This window comes from Robbsia sp. KACC 23696, assembly GCF_039852015.1.
GTDB lineage: Bacteria > Pseudomonadota > Gammaproteobacteria > Burkholderiales > Burkholderiaceae > Robbsia.
In genome coordinates this window covers 26,771-44,122 of sequence record NZ_CP156627.1, presented here as the reverse complement: position 1 = coordinate 44,122, position 17,352 = coordinate 26,771, and the positions used below count along the sequence as shown (strand labels likewise).

15 protein-coding genes are annotated in these 17,352 nt (G+C 61.6%); 9 read left to right on the top strand and 6 right to left on the bottom strand.

Features of this window, described 5'->3' with window-relative positions; translation table 11 throughout:
* Positions 1–21: 21 nt before the first annotated feature.
* Positions 22–876 (bottom strand): class II aldolase/adducin family protein, encoded by an 855-nt coding sequence (locus ABEG21_RS15065; protein ID WP_347557459.1) that lies wholly within the window; start codon positions 874–876, stop codon positions 22–24.
* A 222-nt stretch (positions 877–1,098) separates the two neighbouring features.
* On the opposite strand from ABEG21_RS15065, the gene ABEG21_RS15060 reads away from it, so the two are divergent.
* From ABEG21_RS15060 to ABEG21_RS15035, 6 genes are all read left to right on the top strand, one after another.
* On the top strand, positions 1,099–2,928 hold the full coding sequence (locus ABEG21_RS15060; protein WP_347557458.1) for an ABC transporter substrate-binding protein: 1,830 nt from the start codon (positions 1,099–1,101) through the stop codon (positions 2,926–2,928).
* A 14-nt stretch (positions 2,929–2,942) separates the two neighbouring features.
* The gene (locus ABEG21_RS15055; protein ID WP_347557457.1) at positions 2,943–3,911 is read left to right on the top strand and encodes an ABC transporter permease; all 969 of its coding nucleotides are present in this window, start codon (positions 2,943–2,945) and stop codon (positions 3,909–3,911) included.
* A gap of 28 nt (positions 3,912–3,939) precedes the next feature.
* Positions 3,940–4,857 (top strand): ABC transporter permease, encoded by a 918-nt coding sequence (locus ABEG21_RS15050; protein WP_347557456.1) that lies wholly within the window; start codon positions 3,940–3,942, stop codon positions 4,855–4,857.
* Positions 4,854–6,716: an ABC transporter ATP-binding protein gene (locus tag ABEG21_RS15045; protein WP_347557455.1), complete on the top strand. Its 1,863-nt coding sequence runs from the start codon at positions 4,854–4,856 to the stop codon at positions 6,714–6,716. Before ABEG21_RS15050 ends, ABEG21_RS15045 begins: the two co-directional genes overlap by 4 nt.
* 171 nt (positions 6,717–6,887) lie before the next feature.
* A complete protein-coding gene (locus ABEG21_RS15040; RefSeq protein ID WP_347557454.1) occupies positions 6,888–7,610 on the top strand; it encodes an FCD domain-containing protein in 723 nt (240 codons plus the stop codon).
* 75 nt (positions 7,611–7,685) lie between these two features.
* Positions 7,686–8,891, top strand: a complete 1,206-nt coding sequence (locus ABEG21_RS15035; RefSeq protein WP_347557453.1) for a mandelate racemase/muconate lactonizing enzyme family protein — start codon at positions 7,686–7,688, stop codon at positions 8,889–8,891.
* Between the two features lie 38 nt (positions 8,892–8,929).
* Here the strand turns inward: ABEG21_RS15035 and ABEG21_RS15030 are convergent, their stop codons facing one another.
* On the bottom strand, positions 8,930–9,250 hold the full coding sequence (locus tag ABEG21_RS15030) for a hypothetical protein (protein WP_347557452.1): 321 nt from the start codon (positions 9,248–9,250) through the stop codon (positions 8,930–8,932).
* 285 nt (positions 9,251–9,535) lie between these two features.
* On the opposite strand from ABEG21_RS15030, the gene ABEG21_RS15025 reads away from it, so the two are divergent.
* From ABEG21_RS15025 to ABEG21_RS15015, 3 genes are all read left to right on the top strand, one after another.
* Positions 9,536–10,663: an ABC transporter substrate-binding protein gene (locus tag ABEG21_RS15025; RefSeq protein ID WP_347557451.1), complete on the top strand. Its 1,128-nt coding sequence runs from the start codon at positions 9,536–9,538 to the stop codon at positions 10,661–10,663.
* Positions 10,664–10,741: 78 nt separating this feature from the next.
* Positions 10,742–11,650, top strand: a complete 909-nt coding sequence (locus ABEG21_RS15020; RefSeq protein ID WP_347557450.1) for an ABC transporter permease — start codon at positions 10,742–10,744, stop codon at positions 11,648–11,650.
* Positions 11,651–11,724: 74 nt separating this feature from the next.
* On the top strand, positions 11,725–12,546 hold the full coding sequence (locus ABEG21_RS15015; RefSeq protein WP_347557449.1) for an ABC transporter ATP-binding protein: 822 nt from the start codon (positions 11,725–11,727) through the stop codon (positions 12,544–12,546).
* A 70-nt stretch (positions 12,547–12,616) separates the two neighbouring features.
* Here ABEG21_RS15015 and ABEG21_RS15010 read toward each other — a convergent pair whose 3' ends face one another.
* The 4 genes from ABEG21_RS15010 to ABEG21_RS14995 all read right to left on the bottom strand — a co-directional run bounded on the left by ABEG21_RS15010 (position 12,617) and on the right by ABEG21_RS14995 (position 17,270).
* On the bottom strand, positions 12,617–14,749 hold the full coding sequence (locus ABEG21_RS15010; RefSeq protein WP_347557448.1) for a hypothetical protein: 2,133 nt from the start codon (positions 14,747–14,749) through the stop codon (positions 12,617–12,619).
* Positions 14,750–14,969: 220 nt separating this feature from the next.
* Positions 14,970–15,659 (bottom strand): amino acid ABC transporter permease, encoded by a 690-nt coding sequence (locus ABEG21_RS15005; RefSeq protein ID WP_347557447.1) that lies wholly within the window; start codon positions 15,657–15,659, stop codon positions 14,970–14,972.
* Complete coding sequence (locus tag ABEG21_RS15000; RefSeq protein WP_347557446.1) at positions 15,659–16,435, bottom strand: amino acid ABC transporter permease; 777 nt, start codon at positions 16,433–16,435, stop codon at positions 15,659–15,661. The genes ABEG21_RS15005 and ABEG21_RS15000 overlap by 1 nt, the downstream gene beginning before the upstream one ends.
* Before the next feature lie 16 nt (positions 16,436–16,451).
* Positions 16,452–17,270 carry an ABC transporter substrate-binding protein gene (locus tag ABEG21_RS14995; RefSeq protein ID WP_347557445.1) on the bottom strand — a complete coding sequence of 273 codons (819 nt, stop codon included), beginning with the start codon at positions 17,268–17,270 and terminating at the stop codon, positions 16,452–16,454.
* Positions 17,271–17,352 lie beyond the last annotated feature (82 nt).

The following is a 17,352-nucleotide window of genomic DNA, read 5'->3' as shown; positions in this document are numbered from 1 at the left end:
GCGGCGGGCTTGGATTCCAGCCTATTCCAATACGTCGGGCTCGGCCGCGACCAGGCCCTCGTACAAGTTCTGAAACGCATGCAGCGCGCCGCCGGGACGGCCCACTTGTTGATGCGTCAAGGCGGCGACGTCGTCAGGAATCGGCGACGGTGTGCCGGCTGCTTCTGCCAGTAATTGCGTGTGGCAGGCGTTTTCCAATGACAGATACCACCAGGCGGCCGCCTCGACCGTCGGGCCGGCCGTCAGAATGCCGTGGTTTTTCAAGATGACCGCCTTGCGGGAGCCGAGCGCTTCCGCGATGCGCGCGCCTTCGCTCGTATCGAGCACGACCCCCTGAAAATCGTCGAACAGCGCATGATCCTGATAAAAGGCGCAGGCGTCCTGCGTCAGCGGTGACAGTTCCCGACCGAGCGTCGACCAGGCCTTGCCGTACAGCGAATGCGTATGGGCGGCTGCCACCACTTCCGGCCGCGCCTCGTGAATCGCCGCGTGTATCGCGAATGCGGCTTGATTGACCGGGCCCTCGCCCACGACGATCTCGCCGTTCCGATTCACCAGCAACAGGTCGGACACGCGAATCCTACTGAAGTGCTTACCCAATGGATTGACCCAGAAGTGATCGTCCCATTCGGGGTCCCGCGCGGTGATATGACCCGCAAGACCATGCGCGAACCCATTCTGTGCGAATAAGCGAAACGCGACGGCAAGTCGTTGGCGTCGATGCAATCGCTCCTCGGCAATCGATCGCGGTGTTTGTGGATCGTCGAACCAGAAGCGGCGTATCGGTGGGTGCCGGATATCGTCGTGTTCGCGCGCGCGGTCCGCGAACGCGATGTCGTTGGTGTACGTGGGTAAAGTCGAGGGAAGGGCGCTCATACCGTAGGAGATTTATGCATTCGTGAGGAATCGTGCCTTCAGGCTAGCACCGATTTTCCCGCGATCGAAATCACGAATCGCGATAACGTTATCAGGAAAAGGCGTGCGTGCGCCGACATATGCAAAGGCGATAACGTTAGTCCAAATCCTTCGTTGTGCGCATCTAAGGGCGCTCCCTATCCTGTCAGACCATCAAAAAATTGAGACGGGAATATGGGCATCATGGCTGCACGCAGGACCTCGGATCGACAGGACGCGAACCCGTTCGACGCGCCGGTCGGCAGATTTTCAAGATCTGCCGCAGCGCAAGGCAGCGCATGGGTCATCGTGCCAGTGCGGGAAATCGCATGGCGCAGGCACACGGCGATTGTCTTGATGGCCGCGGCCTTGGCGGCCTGCGGGAAATCGCAGCCTTCGTCCGATGATGCTGCCCATGCCACGGCGTCTTCCGCTTCCGCTGCAGCAACCACGCAAGTCGCCGCGACATCCACCGGATCGGCGAGCGGCGGCAACGCGCAGCCGGTCAAAGGCGGCACCTTGACCTGGGGCGTCACGACCGAGCCGGTGTGTTTCGACCCGCACCGGGCCTCGCAGCAGAATGCCTTTTGGGTTATCCGAAACTTTATCGATTCGCTGATTTACAAGAACGCCGATGGCAGCTATTCGCCTTGGCTGGCAAAGTCATGGCAGGTTTCCGACGACGGAAAGCAGTACACCCTCGACCTGCGCGACGATGTGCATTTCACCGACGGCACGCGCTTTGACGCCGCGGCGGTGAAGGCCAACTTCGACTACATCCTGGCCAATATCAGCACGACGTCGGCATCGGCATCCTTACTGGTGCATCTGGATCGCGTAGAGGTGGTGTCACCCTATGTCGTGCGTCTGGTGATGAAACAAGCGGACTCGACAACGCTCGAATCGCTGTCGAGCGTCAAACTCGGTTTCATCTCGCCCAAGGCATTGGCCGAGGACAAAGACCTCTGCGCCGGCGGTCCGGGCCTGGTCGGCACGGGACCGTTCGTGTTCGCGGCGTATCAACGCGGACAATCGGCACGCTTCTCGCGGAATGCGGACTATCAGTGGGCACCAAAGAGTTCCCCGCATCAAGGGCCGGCTTATCTGGATCAGATCGTGTATCGCTTTCTGCCCGAATCGTCGGTTCGCACCGGGGCGCTCAGTTCGGGGCAAGTCGACTTGATCGAAGGCGTGCAACCGACGGACGTTGCGGTATTCGACCATGTAGACGGTTTCCAGTATGTGTCGGGACCGTCCGCCACGACTTCGTTCACGTTGAATATCAATTACACGGTGCCCCCGGCAAGTGATATCCGCGTGCGCCGGGCATTACGAGATGGCTTCGATCTGGACGGCATCGTGAAAAGCGTCTATCTCGGCACCGTGCCGCGTGCGTGGTCGAATATCGGTCCCGATAATCCCGAATACAATGCGGCCCTGAAGGGCAGTTGGGGCAATAAGATCGATGCAGCGAACCGCTTGCTCGACGAGGCGGGTTGGACGCAACGCGACAAGGACGGTTTCCGCACGAAGGATGGCAAGCGCTTGTCGATCGAGGTGGGCTATCCGCAACCGTATGTACGGGACGATCGCGATACCCTGATCCGTGCGATTCAGTCGGCGCTGCGACAAAACCTGGGCTTCGATCTGAAGCTGCACATCACGACCGCTGCCGATTTTTCGAATCAAAAAGCTACGGGCAATTGGACGATCTATCCGAATACCGACAATCCGTCCGATGTCGCGATGGAATTGTGGGACATGCTCGGCGATCAAGGCTTCCTGTACAACGCCATCCCGCACCCCGATGCAACGCTCGTCGGCGATATCAATCGAGCGCGGCTATTGCCGGTTGGCGCGGAACGGACAGCGTTGCTGCGGAAGATCCAGCAGTATGCCGTCGATCAAGCGTATATCCTGCCGCTCTTCGCGCCGTCCTACCATCTGGCGGCGAAGTCGAGCGTGCACGGAATCAGCTTCGAGCCAGAGCTTGATGGACCGTCGAGCGCCTACAGTCTCTGGCTCTCGAAATAAGGAAGGGCGATACCATGCTGCGAGCGATCGTCACGCGTTTATTGACCGGGCTGGTCGTGCTCTGGGGCGCGGCCACGGCAACATTCCTGGCGCTGCACGCCTTGCCGGGACGCATCGAAGATGTGCTGGCTGGGGATCTATCCTATCCCGGTCTGCGTGAGGCAATCGCCGCGCAATGGGGACTCGATCATAGTTTGCCCTGGCAGTACGGGCATTTTCTATGGCAATTGCTGCACGGCGATCTCGGCACGTCATACGTGATGCAGCAACCGGTCAGTGCGGTGCTGTCATCGCAGTTATGGCCGACCTTGCAGCTGGCAGCGGCAGCCGCGCTGCTGGCCATTGTCCTGTCGTTCGTGATCGCTTGCTCGACGGCTGGCATCGGCGGCAACGCCCACCCATTCGGCGGGGGCGCACGTCGCCTGCCTCGGATGGGTGTCTGGGCGGGCGCCGGCGCATCGGCCGTCGAGCAGGTGCTGACGTCGACGCCGGTCTTCTGGCTGGGCTTGCTGCTGTTGATCGGCTTTTCCTTTCACTGGCACTGGTTCCCGGTGTCCGGCGCGGCGGGTTTTTCCGCGCTCGTCCTGCCCGCGGTAACGCTCGCGCTGCCGACGGCAGGCGTGTTGTCGCAAGTCATGCGCGAATCGCTCGAACGGGCGCTGACCCAACCTTTTGCAACCACGGTGCGCGCACGCGGCGCCTCCGAATGGCGCCTGCGCGTGCGCCATGCCTTGCGCCATGCGCTCTTGCCGGTACTGACGTTGGGCGGATGGATGATCGGCGGTCTGCTGGGCGGCGCGGTCATCACGGAAAAGCTTTTTGGTCGGCCAGGATTGGGAACGGTCACGCTGGATGCGGTGACGTCGCAGGACGTGCCTGTCGTGCTCGCGGTGGTTCTGTTGGCGGCTTTCGTGCATGTGGTGATTTCGACGCTGCTCGATATTGCCTACCTGTTTGTCGATCCCCGGCTGCGGCGTGACTGACGCCGGACAAAAAGAGATAAGGTGCCTCATGTCCAAAAGCTTTTTGACGCCGCCGCCCAGCGGTAACATGCTCGACGCCGTCGGGCAGGCGGAAAGGGTGCGCGAGCGCTCGCGACCGGGCGTTGCGGCCCATGGCCTGCTGCAGTTGCCGTTGCCGGTGCAAGTCGCCATCGCCTATCTGACGTTGCTGCTCGTCGTCTTGGCGCTGCCGACCGTGTTCACCCATCACGACCCTTTGCTCAGCGATGTGGGTCATGCATTGCAGTCGCCTAACGGGACGTTCTGGTTCGGCACCGATCGCATCGGACGCGATGTGTTCGCCCGCGTCGTCTACGGCGCGCGCTATTCTTTATTGATCGGCCTCGCGGCAATGGCGGTGAGCTTGCTCGTGGGATTACTGATCGGTCTCGCCGCAGGACTGAGCAATCGCATCGTCGATGAGTCGGCCTCGCGTTTTCTCGATGTGCTGTCCGCCTTTCCGCCGATATTGCTGTCCCTGTTCGTCGTGTCGTTCATGGGCCAGGGGATCGTCAATATTGCGGTCGCCGTCGGCATCGCAGGCATCCCGAAATTCGGCCGTGTATTGCGCGCGCAGGCGCAGCGCGTGCGCCGCGCCGATTACGTGACCCATGCCGTGACCTTCGGCGCATCGCCGAGCCGCACCTTTTTCAAACATGTTTTGCCGAATGTCCTGTCGGCGGTGCCCGTCATTGCGACGTTGGATATTGGCGCCGTCATCATTGCCGTGTCGGCATTGAGCTTTCTCGGTTTGGGGCCGCAGCCGCCCACGCCCGAGTGGGGTGTCATGCTCGCCGAAGGTCGGGACGTGCTGCGCGTGGCTTGGTGGCCCAGTGTCTTCCCGGGAGCCGCCATCACGCTGACCGTGATCGCGTTTACAGTCATCGGCAAATACGTCTCGCGCCGATACGGAGGAGCAGGTCAATGAGGCATATCGAGACAGGCAGCGCGGGAACGGCGCAGGGCCTTGACGGCGGCGGGGCGCTCGACCGCGCCGGAGAGTCCGCGGCAGGGTCCGGGCGCCTATTGGTCGACATCCGCAATTTGTCGATCGCGTTTCCCGATCCCGCGCGCGCCCGGCATGCTCAGACCGTCGTGCGCGGTATCGATATTGCCGTGCGCGCTGGAGAATGCGTCGCCTTGGTAGGCGAGTCGGGGTCGGGCAAGAGCGTGACGGCGCGGAGCCTGTTGGGCCTGGCCGGCAATGGCGCGCGCATCGATGCGGAGCGATTCCTGATCGACGGTCGCGATGCACGGACCTTCGGTACCCGCGATTGGCGTGCGCTGCGCGGCGGTTTTGCCGGACTCGTCATGCAGGACGCGTTGGTATCGCTCGACCCGTTGCGGACCATCGGCGCCGAGATCGGCGAGGCCAGAGCGCTGCATCATCGTCGCGAGCCGCGGCGCGAACGCGAGGCCGGCGTGCTGGCTTTACTGCGCGCGGTGGGTATGTCGCGTCCCGAAAAACGCGTCGGGCAACGTGCCGATGCGCTCTCCGGCGGCTTACGGCAACGCGCGCTGATCGCCGCGGCGATGGCGGCGCAGCCGGCCTTGCTGATCGCGGACGAACCCACCACGGCGCTCGATGTGACGGTGCAGGCACAGGTGCTGGATGTCTTGCGGCAACGTCTGCGCGCGGGCGTGGGCCTGTTGCTGATCAGCCATGATCTGGCATTGGTCTCCGGTATAGCCGATCGGGTGATCGTCATGCACCACGGCGAAGTGGTCGATAGCGGACCCACGGCGGCGGTGCTGACCTCGGCGTCGCATGCGTACACGCGGCGTTTGTTGGCGGCACGTCCCTCCTTGCAGTCGCGCGGCTTTGCGTTGCGCTCGGCCGAGATCGTCCCGTCGGCGGGAACGCACCCGGGCGCGCGCGACGCGCGGATCGTCAGGCAGCCGCTGCCCGCGCCGACGCCGACGCGTGTATCGTCCACATCGGCGCAAGCAGTCGGGGATGCGGCGCCGGACGAGGCGCCGATTTTGGCGGTCCGGGGAATCGGCAAGCATTACGCCGAAAAAGGCGCGGAGAAAGGGCAGAGCAGACGGTTTCTCGCTGTCGACGACGTGTCGTTTTCGGTAAAGCCGGGCGAAGTCCTCGGCATCGTCGGCGAGTCCGGATCGGGCAAGAGCACGATCGCGAAGATCGCGCTCGGTGTGATGACGCCCGATGTGGGCAGCGTCCATTTTGCCGGCGCATCTTGGAATCATCCCGGTGCGGTCGAGCGCGACCGGCAGCAACGTCGTTCGCGCCTGCGCTACATCCCGCAAGATCCGTTGGGCTCGTTCGATCCGAGATACACGGTACGGCTGCTGTTGCAGGAAGCGTTGTTCGACGTGCAGCGCGCAGAGCGACTCTCCGCGCGGGCGGTGCACGAGCGAAGCGTGGCCCTCCTCGAGCAGGTGAGCCTGGATGCGAGTGTGCTGGCGCGGCATCCGCTGACGCTCTCCGGCGGCCAGCGGCAGCGGATCGCGATTGCACGCGCGGTAGCGTCGAAGCCCGACCTGATCGTCTGTGACGAACCGGTCTCGGCGCTCGACGTGCATGTGCAGGCACAGGTGCTCGACACGCTGACGACCTTGCAGCGTCGTCATGGCACCGCCGTGTTGTTCATCTCGCACGACCTCGACGTGATCGCGCACGTCAGCGACCGAGTGCTGGTGCTGAAGGACGGGCGTATCGTCGAGCAGGGTGCTACGCCAACCGTGTATGCCGCGCCGTCGCACGATTACACGCGTACGCTACTCGCGTCCGCGCCGAAGCTGGCGATATTCGAGACGGCCTGAACCCGCTTGCCAAACCGCGCTGCGCGCGTACGGCGCTTGGCGGCTTAGGGACGGACCGCGGTAGAATCTGTCTGACAGCTTGCGGCGTTTCCAGTCGATTTAATTGGAAATGCCGCACGCTAGCGGCCAACCGTTTCTTTGCCTCCGCCTCCGCCTCCGTTGCACGCGCCTATGTCCTCTCCGCCGATCGACCCGTCTGACGCCGCCCCCACCACGCGTAGCGACCATGCCTATGCCCAGCTGATTGTTTTATTGGATGAAGGCGACAAGACCCCTCATACGCGGCTGCCGGGCGAGCAGACGCTATCGCGGCAGTTCGGCGTCTCGCGGCCGGTGTTACGGCAGGCCTTGACGCGCCTCCATACGGAGGGGCGTATTTATTCCAAGAAAGGTGCTGGGCACTTTGTTTCCGAGATAGGGGCACAAGGGCCCGTGATCGCCTTGGGTACGCTGGCCAGCCTCGCCGACGTCCGGCGTTTTCTCGATTTTCGCTGCAGTCTGGAGGGGGAAAGTGCGCGCCTGGCGGCGTTGGCGCGCTCGCGCGGGGACCTGGCGCGTATTCAGCAATGCCGACGGAGGTTGGAGGCCGCGTTTGTGGCGGGAGAATCGGGGATTCAGCAGGACATCGCGTTTCACGTGGCCATCGCCCACGCCACCGGCAATCGATTTTTCGCGCATACGATCGCCGCATTGTCCGCGCCGATGCAGTTCAGCATTCGCTTGGTCCGCGATCTGTCCGAGGAATCCCCCGACGCACGCCGCAAAGCCGTCGTGCGAGAGCATGCCCGGGTTGCCGAGGCCATCGCCGACCGTGCCCCCGATGCGGCGCGCGCCGCGATGATCGCGCATTTGCAGCAGGGGATCATCCGGCTTTTCGGCGAAAAATCTGTCTGACAGATTTTGTGACTTGTTTGACGTCCCACGTCGCAGTAGCGAGAATCGTGTTTCCAACACTCGGACCCTGTGGCCATGCCGAAAATCACTGCACTGCGTACCATCCGTCTTCCTGAGCGGCCGAAACTGATTTGGGTGGAGATTGAAACGGAGGACGGTCTGACGGGATTGGGTGAAACGTTCCGCGGCGCACAGGCGGTGGAAGCCGTATTGCACGAGCAGGTTGCACCGGCGATCATCGGTCGCGCCGCCGAAAACGTCACGGCGATCTCACGCGAACTGTTGACGCCGTATGTCGGCTTCAACAGCAGCAGTGCCGAGACGCGTGCGGCGAGCGCCGTGGACATTGCCCTCTGGGACTTGGCCGGGCAGCGTCAGAACGTGCCGCTGCATGTGGCCTTGGGTGGTGCGATGCGCGACACGATTCCAGTGTACAACACGTGCGCCGGCTACGACTACAACACCAGCGCCGGGGGGCGCCGTGCGATCGGCAAGGGCGAGCAGCTCAGTGGGCCGTACGACGATCAAGTCGCGTTCATGCGCGATGCCGGGGCCTTGGCGGAAAGCCTGGTGGGGGAAGGCTATGCGGCAATGAAAATCTGGCCCTTCGACGACTTCGCGGTGAACAGTCCCGATAACATCACGCTCCAGGATTTAAAGATCGGCCTCGAACCCTTCCGCAAGATTCGGAAAGCGGTTGGGGACAAGGTCGAGATCATGTGCGAGTTGCATAGTCTCTGGGGCACGTTCGCGGCATCGCGCATTTGCAACGCGTTGGCGGAGTACGATGTGCTTTGGATCGAGGATCCGATCGCCAAAATGGACAATGTCGCGGCCCTCGCGGATCTCCGGCGGCAAACGCGGGCGCCGATCTGCGGTGGCGAAAATCTGGCGGGCGCGCGTCAATTCCACAATCTCCTGGTCGCCGATGCACTCGATTTCGTCATGCTGGACTTGACGTGGTGCGGTGGATTGAGCGAAGGGCGAAAGATCGCAGCGATTGCCGAGACATTTGGCCGTCCGCTCGCGCCGCACGATTGCACCGGGCCGGTAGCGTTGATGGCGGGCTTGCATCTGGCCATTCATGCGCCGACGGCGATCTACCAGGAGGTCGTCCGCGCGACACTGGCAACGTGGTATCCGGAACTCGTCGACCGCTTGCCGATCATTGAAGACGGCAAGGCGCTGGCGCCGCGCGACGCCGGTTTGGGTACCGCCCTGTTGCCGCAGGTGCGCCAGGGGAAAGGTGCCATCGTGCGGGAGAGTGGTACGCCCCGCTGAGCAGGGGGCAGACGATGCGAGACATCATTGCTCGTCTGTTAATGGCACGGCGCGTCGGACGTCAGATCCTCGCTGCTTCCGCCCTCTGATGCCAGCGCGTTGGCGTCGTTCGCGTGCGATGCGACCGAGCCGTTCGTCGTGACGGCGGTCGGTTGCGCGGATCCGGCTTGTCGCGTCGTGGTCGATGAGGGTGAAATCGGCGCCACGCGGGGCGTCGCGACGGATGGCTGATTACCGGGCGTCTGTGCGCTTGCCGCCGACGTCAGCATCGAACCCGTCAGGAAAAGGAGTGCACAGCAAGACAGCGTCATCCGCCTTGACGGTGTCAGGCGTCCCTCGCCAAAGCGGGCGACTGACAATGCGTTTCGTGAGGATAGGCCACGCGACAACTCCGACATCGCAATATCTCCTGACTGATCGCACGATACTAGGCATTTCCGCATTCGGGCGAAACGAATAAATTGCGATAACGATAGGCGGGATGCCGATTATCGCCGCTCATGACCATATACGAAATGATGCTTTGACAGTGATTTACCGTGCGAATTAGCATCGATGGCGTTGTTCTATAAAAACGCTTCGAAGCTTTCTCAAAGGGTTATTCCTTTCAACGTCGATTTCAGGGTCTGCACGCGATGCTTCGTTTGAATGCCTCTTCACGTAGGACGACCATTGGTCGCCAAAAGGGCCGTGTGCTGCGGCGCACCTTGGTCGGGCTCATTGCAGGCACTGCAGGCGTAGGCGGTATCGCCTATGCCTTCGCCGCAACGGATGCGCCTGCCGCAAAGCCCGCATTGACATCGATCACGTTGCAGCTCGATCCCATCACGGCGATCGCTCAGGACAAGGGCTTTTTAAAGCAGGAATACGCGAAAATCGGTGTCGACAAGGTGACCTTGGTGGCACCGGGCAGTTCGCAGATGATCGGCGCCGAGGCCGCGCAGTTGAACGGCGGCGGAATCGCCGTCGCGCAGCGGATGATTTATCCGGCCGTCGTGCATCGCGCGAATGGTCTCGATGCGGTGATCGTGTGGGAATCCCAGCCATCCGATAAATATCGTACGCCGCTGTTGGCGCGTGCCGATAACGATCAGATCAACAGCATCAAAGATCTCGACGGCAAGAAATTTGCCAGTAGCCGCGTCAGTTGCTATTGGACTGCACCGTTCGAAGACTTCACGAAGGCCGGTCTGCCATTGGACAGTCGGGAAAAGCAGGGCCGAGTGCGCTATCAATCGGTTGATTCTCCGAGTGTCGTGACGGCAGCGCTACTCAGTGGCGCGATCGATGCGACGGCAATGCATCTCGGCACATCGAACGCTGCGGCGCTCTATTTATCGCATCAGGTCAAGGTAATCGGCCGGAGCCCGGACAACGGCGAATATGTGAATGGCGCCGGGCGCGTCTCGTATTTCGCGATGCGGTCTTTCGCCGACAAGTATCCCGAGGCGATCCGCGCCTTTTTGCTGTCCTTGCAGGAAGCCCGTCAGTGGACGCTCGCGCATCCGGACGAAGCCGCACAGATCGTCGCCCGCGAGACCCGCGTGCCAGTCAATATCGCGCGCTTCCAGATCAGCGATCCGTCGCAATTCTTTTTCATGGGCGGTGAGCCGAACGCGAATAACGTTCGCTCGACGATCAAGCAGTTTCAAGCGTGGTATGTCGACCATGGCGACGATATTCTGTCCGAACGCCATCTGAGCGATGCGCAGATCGATGCCCTCGTCGATGGACGTTTCTTCGCCGGCGGGCAATATTCGATTTATCAATAAGCGTCATCGTCGCCGTCGTAACGTATCAAGCCTTGGCGTCGCGCGCGGCGGCCGTGCAGTGCAATAGGAGAGTATTCGATGGAACGCGCCGTACTAAGCGATCAATCCGCGGCACAGCGCGAGGCATTTCACGACGGCGCACGAACGACAGCCGCGTCTTCTGGGCGCGATGCCAGAGCGTCGTCGACGGAGGGCGGGTCCGGTGCGCTGGCGCAGCGCGTTTCGGCTATCGCGCGTATTGGCGCGCTCGCCTGGTCGTCGCTTCTGCCCGCCGGGATCGTGTGTGTCTGGACACTGGCGAGCACGCGCCACTGGATTCCGGCGGTGTTCCTGCCGACGCCTTTACGCACGATCGAATCATTTTGGGACATGCTCCTGCATCAGTCCTTCCTGCACGATTTTTGGGTCAGTATCTCCCTTGTCGTACAGGCTTTTGTTTACGGCGCCGTCGTTGCGATCGTATTGGGCTTCGCTGCCGGTCTGTCGCGTCCGGTAGAGCGCTTCTTTGGCCCAACGTTAGACACGATTCGGCACATTCCAGGCGTTGCGTGGTTCCCCTTGATCGTGTTGTGGCTTGGCGTAGGCGCACCGGCCAAGACCTTGGTCATCGCAAAGACCGTGTTCTTCCCGGTATTTCTCAATACGCTGCAGGGGATGCGAAACGCCGAGGCGAAGCATGTCGAGCTCGGGACGGTCCTGACGTTGAATCGTCTGCAACTGTTGCGGCATATTTTGATTCCTTCGGCGTTACCGACGATCATCGTCAGCCTTCGATACAGCGCCGGCCTGGCGTGGGCGATGGTCGTGGTTGCCGAAGGACTGGCCGGGCAAGAGGGCATCGGCTTTTTGATATTTCGCGCGCAGTCTTTATTGATGACGGATCAGTTGTTGGTCTGCATGGTCACGATTGGCGTCGTCGGCTTTGCGATCGATCGGGGCATGTATGCGATTCAACGTCGTGCGTTGCGGTGGAAGCTTAGCGCTTAGACCGTTTTCCGGACGTACGGGGTGCGCTCGTACGGCGCGCAAGAATCGCGAAGCAGTATTTTTGGAATAGCGAAATGGGATCGATCGAAGCGATAAAGCCGGCGCAACCGGACGGGGGGACGGGCGCGGCAACGTTGCCGACGCGACGCGTTCATCACGCGCTGCATCTGCGCGAGGTCACAAAGCGTTTTCGAACGCCATCGGGTAGCAAGACGGTCCTCGACCGCATCTCGCTGGATGTGCCTGCCGGCGCTTTCGTCAGTATCGTCGGTCCCAGCGGTTGCGGCAAGTCGACATTGTTGCGCATTCTGGCGGGCCTGGATGCGGAATTCGACGGTGAAATCACGCTGGATCGGAAGCCGATCCGCGGTGCCAGTCTGGCGCGGGGCATCGTTTTTCAGGATCACCGTTTATTGCCTTGGCTGACGCTCGAACAGAACGTCGCCCTGGCGCTGACCAATGTCGAGGCCGATGTCCAGACGAAACGCCAATGGGTCAGGGATCGACTGCATCTCGTCGGACTGGAAGGCAGCGCCAAACAATACCCGCATCAATTGTCAGGGGGCATGGCACAGCGCGGCGCGATCGCGCGGGGGCTGGTGACGGCGCCCGATGTGTTGCTGCTCGATGAGCCCTTGAGTTCGCTCGATGCCTTGACGCGTCTGCGGCTACAGGACGAATTGCGCGATATCTGGTCGACGCAAGGCGTGACGATGATCCTGGTGACGCACGATATAGAAGAAGCGCTGTATATGAGTCAGAAGGTGGTGATCCTTGCGGCCAACCCGGGGCGGGTGCAGACGATCGTGGACGTGCCGCTTCCGTATCCGCGCGATCGCGCGAGCTATGCCTTTGCGGATATGCGCCGAGAGATGGTCGCGGCGTTAGGGCATTGAGAAAGGGAATCGGGCGTGCAGCGTATGCGCGGCCTGAACGTCCGAACCCTTTTCCTTCGGCTCCCTGGCTTTATACGGCGGGGCGGAAATCGCGCTCGTTGCGCTCCACATCGATTGTCTGATCGCGCTCGCTTAAGGGAATGCTGCCGGCGGCCTGGCCGAATCCTCGGTCGTCGGCCCCGCGACGGGTCGATACCTGCTCGAGCGCATCTGCCCCCGTGCCACCGCCCACGCGTTCGTAATCGATGCGATGACGCATGTGTTCTTTTACTGGCAGGCCGACTTTGCGCGCTGCCCAGCGGGTGCCATCCTCGGCGCCATTGATCAGGGCATTGATTGCATCGCCTGCACCGCGCCCGAAGCCTTGAATATATTTTTCGACTTTGGGTTCGTGGATCGCAATGATTTCGTCCATCGACGTATCTTTGTTCTCCGCGGCATTGGCACTGACGCGGGTAGCGAGGTTCGCATTCTTTTCCGCACGCGTGGCGCCGAGAACGGAAACGTACTCACCTAGGAGACCGCCGCCCATTAGCGCGTGCGCCTCCATGGGATTCAGCAGCAGGCGCTGCATCGTCGAAACGATCTGACCTTGCGAATGTCCCGATTGAATCGCCCACGTGATGAAGCCGCCGGCAAAGCTCCAGGCCACGCCTTTTTGCAGCAGTTGCCCCATCGTGGCGACACGCTCCGATGCATCGATCAATTCCCCGACCTTCTTTGCACTCATCTCATTTTGCATGCCGTTGCTGATCGATTCGACATACGCGGCAAGATTGTGGTCGTTCCGCTTTTGACGGGTCATGGGGAGCGGCGCCGCGCCGCCGATGGCGGCCAACAGATTCGCCGGCAGGCCTGCAATGATCTTGGCGGTTTTCGAGATATTCGCGTAGGTGAGATAGCTGGACGGCAAGGCGGTGATGGTGCCGATCAGCCAGGCCTTCGTCATATTGGCCGGTGCATCGGCATCGGGTGCCGGGCTTTCGTTATGACTCAGTTTGTCCAGTCCGTCGATCAGCAAGGCGTCGCCCGCTTCGGAGTTCCCGGACGTACTTGCGTCGGCCGCGCCTAATATGAAGGCCTGCCGTCCGCTGAGCTGCGTCTGTTCGGGGGCAAGGTGGAGATCCTTGCGCACCGACTTCTCTTGCGGTCCCGCGAGATAGCCCATGCCGGCGGCCCAGCCCGCGCTCGCGATCCAGGTGATATAGCTTTGCCAATCGCGCGATACCTGTTGCTCCATATGCATCAGGCTGACCGCACCGAGATCGGCCTGGAGCTTCGGCATTTCGTGCATCAAATGCGCCATCGTTGCGGACAGCGCCGCGTCATTGGGCGCATGCAACTGCGTCAGCCCAGACAGGAAGGCATACGGGTGAAGCTCGCCGACTTTTGCGTCGTGCGGGAAAACGTTGCCTTCGGTAAGCGTGCGGAGAAGGGTCGGCATTGTCGGATTCGCGCTTATTTCGATCAATGCGCCATCTTTCAATGTGGCATTCTGGATCTGAAGCGCGGCACGAAATGCCTGGTACTGTTCCTTGATGTCGCCTTGCGGCGCGAGCGCGACGGCGGTTCCCGGCGCCACGCTGGCGAGGTCGACGGCGAGGCATTGGCGGATCTGAGCCGCACGCGCGGCATCGACATTCCCCGATTGCAGTTCGAGCCTGAGCGTTTGTTGCTTGTTCGATATCGCGCGCCACGCCTGCTCGACTTGGGCCTGTCCCTTCGACCATGGTGCCCCTGCGGCCGGAATGACGCCTTGATAGGTCGGCGTCGGCTTGACATGAGAGAGGTCTTCGACCGACGCTTGACTCGAGACGCTGGCCGTGTCGTCGGTGTGGCTTACGTCACGCGTGCCTTCCATGGCGGCGTGTGACGTAATCGAGCCGGCCGTGGGGCCGGACAGGCTATTGCGCGCGGATGTCGGTGGCGTCGTCGTCACAGCAATCGCGGCGTCGTGCGGCGAAATCGATTCGGGCAGTGTCGCACGTGGCCGTCGTGCACCGGCCGGCGACTCGGTACGAGACGCCGTCGATGTGCGGCGCAGCTTATGCAAACTGGCGTCCACCGACGCGTGATCGCTGCTCGCACGGCGGGACGGCGAGCGCGGGCGTGCACCGGCAATGTCGGCTGCTGAAGCCGGCTGGCCGGCGTTTTCTTGAATCGGGTCGGCGGCGTGGATCGCGCCAGCGGAAATCTTCGTCATGAGTTTCGCCTGCTGTCTTGGAATGAGGAGCACGCCGGCGGCCGTCATGCCGCGTCTTGGCGTCTCACAATGTCACGACTGCGTACACTATCGGCTGGGCGGCTGTCGTACCGCGTCAATGCGAATCGAGGGCGCATCAGGCGAAGAATCGATGCATGTCGGCCTCGCCTTTCGGATCGCCGTCGATCCGCCATGGCATCGGCCGCCGTTTCGGGTGCGGTCAAACCAGGCGCTGAATCAAGCGTCTCGCGCTCCAGCCGAATCCGGTGCAGATGAGGAAGTAGAGAAGGGCGACGAAGAGAAACACCTCGAGCGGATAGACCATCAGCCGACTATTGATCTGATTCGCGAGAAAAGAGAGTTCCGGTACACCGACGATATAGGCGAGCGAGGTATCCTTGATCAGCGACACCCACTGGTTGACAAACGACGGCGTCATGATCTTGAGAGCCTGCGGCAGGATGACGTAGCGCATCGTCTGCACGCGCGTCAAGCCGAGTGACGAGGCCGCCTGCTGCTGTCCGCCGCCTACCGCCTGAATGCCCGCGTAGACGGCGTGGGCCAGATAGGCGCCGCCGATCATCGACAGCGCGAAGACCACGCTCGCCCCGGCGGGAACATCGATCCCCAGGGCCAAGGGAAGAACGAAAAACACCCAAAATATCAACATCAGGACCGGAATGGCACGAAAGAAGCCGATCACGCCCAACAGCACCGCGTGTCCGACGGACCGGCTCATCGCGAGCGCGATGCCGAGAATCAGTCCGATGATGGCAGAGGTGATCGCCGACGACAGCGCCAGCAACAGCGTCAACGCGGCACCACCCAAAGGGCCGTCGGGAAAGGCGCCAATCAACAAATAGGGTATAGGGGCAAGCAGGGGCGCTATCGCGGCGGGAAGCACGGGCATCACCGTGCATTGTCGATGACGCCGATCGCCACGTCGCGCGGAGGCGCGGCATTTTGTCGGATAGGCGGCGTACGCTGATAGCGGCGCACGTACTGCAGAGCTACTTCCAATAATGCGATGACGCCGATGTAGAGCACGGTGGAAATACCATAGGTCTGAAACGTCTTGAACGTGGCAGATTCGACCGCACGCGTCTGGTACGATAATTCGGCGAAGCCGATCGCCATCGTCAAAGACGAGTTCTTTACGAGATTCATATATTGCCCGAACAGCGCCGGCGTTACGATGCGCAAGGCCTGCGGCAACGCGACGAAGCGGAAGTTCTGCACGCGCGTCAAGCCGAGCGCCGCCCCGGCTTGTCGCTGGGCCACGGGCACGCCGCTTAGGCCGGCACGACATTCCTCAGCGATAAAAGCCGCGCTGTAAAGCGTCAATCCCCACCAGCCCGCGACGAATTCGAAAGCAGGCCAAGACAGCGGTAATCCCAGAATGAGCACGCGATGGGGAGTATTGAGCCAGGTGACCAGCGCATCGGGCAGCACGCCGGCGACGCCGAAGTACCACAACAGCAACTGAACCAGCAACGGCGTATTACGAAAAACGAGCGTGTACGCTTTTGCAAGGCGCACCAATGCGTCGATGCCGGTCTCGTGGCATAAGCCGAGCAAGACGCCGATCAGCGTCGTGGCGATGCCACTGGCGAGTGCCAGCAGCAGCGTCATTTCCAGCCCGGACATCAGCTGGAAAAGGTATTGCGGCGAAAGCCAGTCGTGCATGAAACGATCGTGCCCTTTATTCCGACTTCAGCGGATCGCCGATCTTATAAAGGCGCGGCAGCGGTGCCTTGCTCTTCGGACCGAACCATTGATCATAGATCTTGGCTGCCTGACCGTCTTTTTCCAAGCCGGTCAGCGTCTCGTTGACGAAAGCCAGCAGACGCGGCTCGCCTTTCGGCACTCCGACGCCTTCGTAATCGTTGGAGATCGTGAACGGCGGGATCTCGTATTTCTGCTTGTCCGGCGCATTGGCCAGCAAGGCAACCAGCTTCGGGCCATCCTGCGTGATGGCCTGAACGGTGCCGGCGCGCAACGCGGCGAAGGCGAACGGCGTATCGTCATAGGCGACGATCGTCGCACCCGGGAATTTGGCCTTGACCTGGGCTTCGTTCGTCGTGCCCTTGTCCGCGCCCACGCGGAATCCATTCAACTGCGATGGCTCTTTCAAGACACCCTTTTTGGCGATGAACTGTGTGCCCGAGGCAAAATACGGCACGCTGAAATCGATCTCCTTCTTGCGCTCGTCGGTGATCGTGAAGTTGGCCAATACCAGATCGACTTTTTTCGAGGTCAGAAAGGCGATACGGTTTGCGGGATTGGTCGCTTGGATATCGAGCTTGACGCCGAGCTTGCTGGCCAAGGCCTGTGCATAGTCCACGTCGAGCCCGGTGATCTTGTTAGTCTTAGGATCGACGAAGCCGAACGGCGGATTGCTGTCGAAGGCCGCAACCTTCAAGACTCCGGCTTTTTTGATATCGTCCAAACGATCCGCGTGGGCCACGCCCGACAGCAACGCCAGGCTCGCCAGTGCTGCCCCTATAAGCCGCAATTTCATTCGATTTATCCTTCGGGACCTGTCCCTGATCACATGTTTCTAGTACGCGTCATACGGCATTGCTTATGCAGCCTGTATGGCC

What these genes read in the sequence shown, in the direction of transcription:
- ABEG21_RS15045 (WP_347557455.1), top strand. Translation starts at nt 4,854, where the DNA reads ATGAGGCATATCGAGACAGGCAGCGCGGGAACGGCGCAGGGCCTTGAC.
- ABEG21_RS15005 (WP_347557447.1), bottom strand. Translation starts at nt 15,659, where the DNA reads ATGCCCGTGCTTCCCGCCGCGATAGCGCCCCTGCTTGCCCCTATACCC.
- ABEG21_RS15040 (WP_347557454.1), top strand. Translation starts at nt 6,888, where the DNA reads ATGTCCTCTCCGCCGATCGACCCGTCTGACGCCGCCCCCACCACGCGT.
- ABEG21_RS15050 (WP_347557456.1), top strand. Translation starts at nt 3,940, where the DNA reads ATGTCCAAAAGCTTTTTGACGCCGCCGCCCAGCGGTAACATGCTCGAC.
- ABEG21_RS15020 (WP_347557450.1), top strand. Translation starts at nt 10,742, where the DNA reads ATGGAACGCGCCGTACTAAGCGATCAATCCGCGGCACAGCGCGAGGCA.
- ABEG21_RS15015 (WP_347557449.1), top strand. Translation starts at nt 11,725, where the DNA reads ATGGGATCGATCGAAGCGATAAAGCCGGCGCAACCGGACGGGGGGACG.
- ABEG21_RS14995 (WP_347557445.1), bottom strand. Translation starts at nt 17,270, where the DNA reads ATGAAATTGCGGCTTATAGGGGCAGCACTGGCGAGCCTGGCGTTGCTG.
- ABEG21_RS15065 (WP_347557459.1), bottom strand. Translation starts at nt 876, where the DNA reads ATGAGCGCCCTTCCCTCGACTTTACCCACGTACACCAACGACATCGCG.
- ABEG21_RS15055 (WP_347557457.1), top strand. Translation starts at nt 2,943, where the DNA reads ATGCTGCGAGCGATCGTCACGCGTTTATTGACCGGGCTGGTCGTGCTC.
- ABEG21_RS15000 (WP_347557446.1), bottom strand. Translation starts at nt 16,435, where the DNA reads ATGCACGACTGGCTTTCGCCGCAATACCTTTTCCAGCTGATGTCCGGG.
- ABEG21_RS15060 (WP_347557458.1), top strand. Translation starts at nt 1,099, where the DNA reads ATGGCTGCACGCAGGACCTCGGATCGACAGGACGCGAACCCGTTCGAC.
- ABEG21_RS15035 (WP_347557453.1), top strand. Translation starts at nt 7,686, where the DNA reads ATGCCGAAAATCACTGCACTGCGTACCATCCGTCTTCCTGAGCGGCCG.
- ABEG21_RS15010 (WP_347557448.1), bottom strand. Translation starts at nt 14,749, where the DNA reads ATGACGAAGATTTCCGCTGGCGCGATCCACGCCGCCGACCCGATTCAA.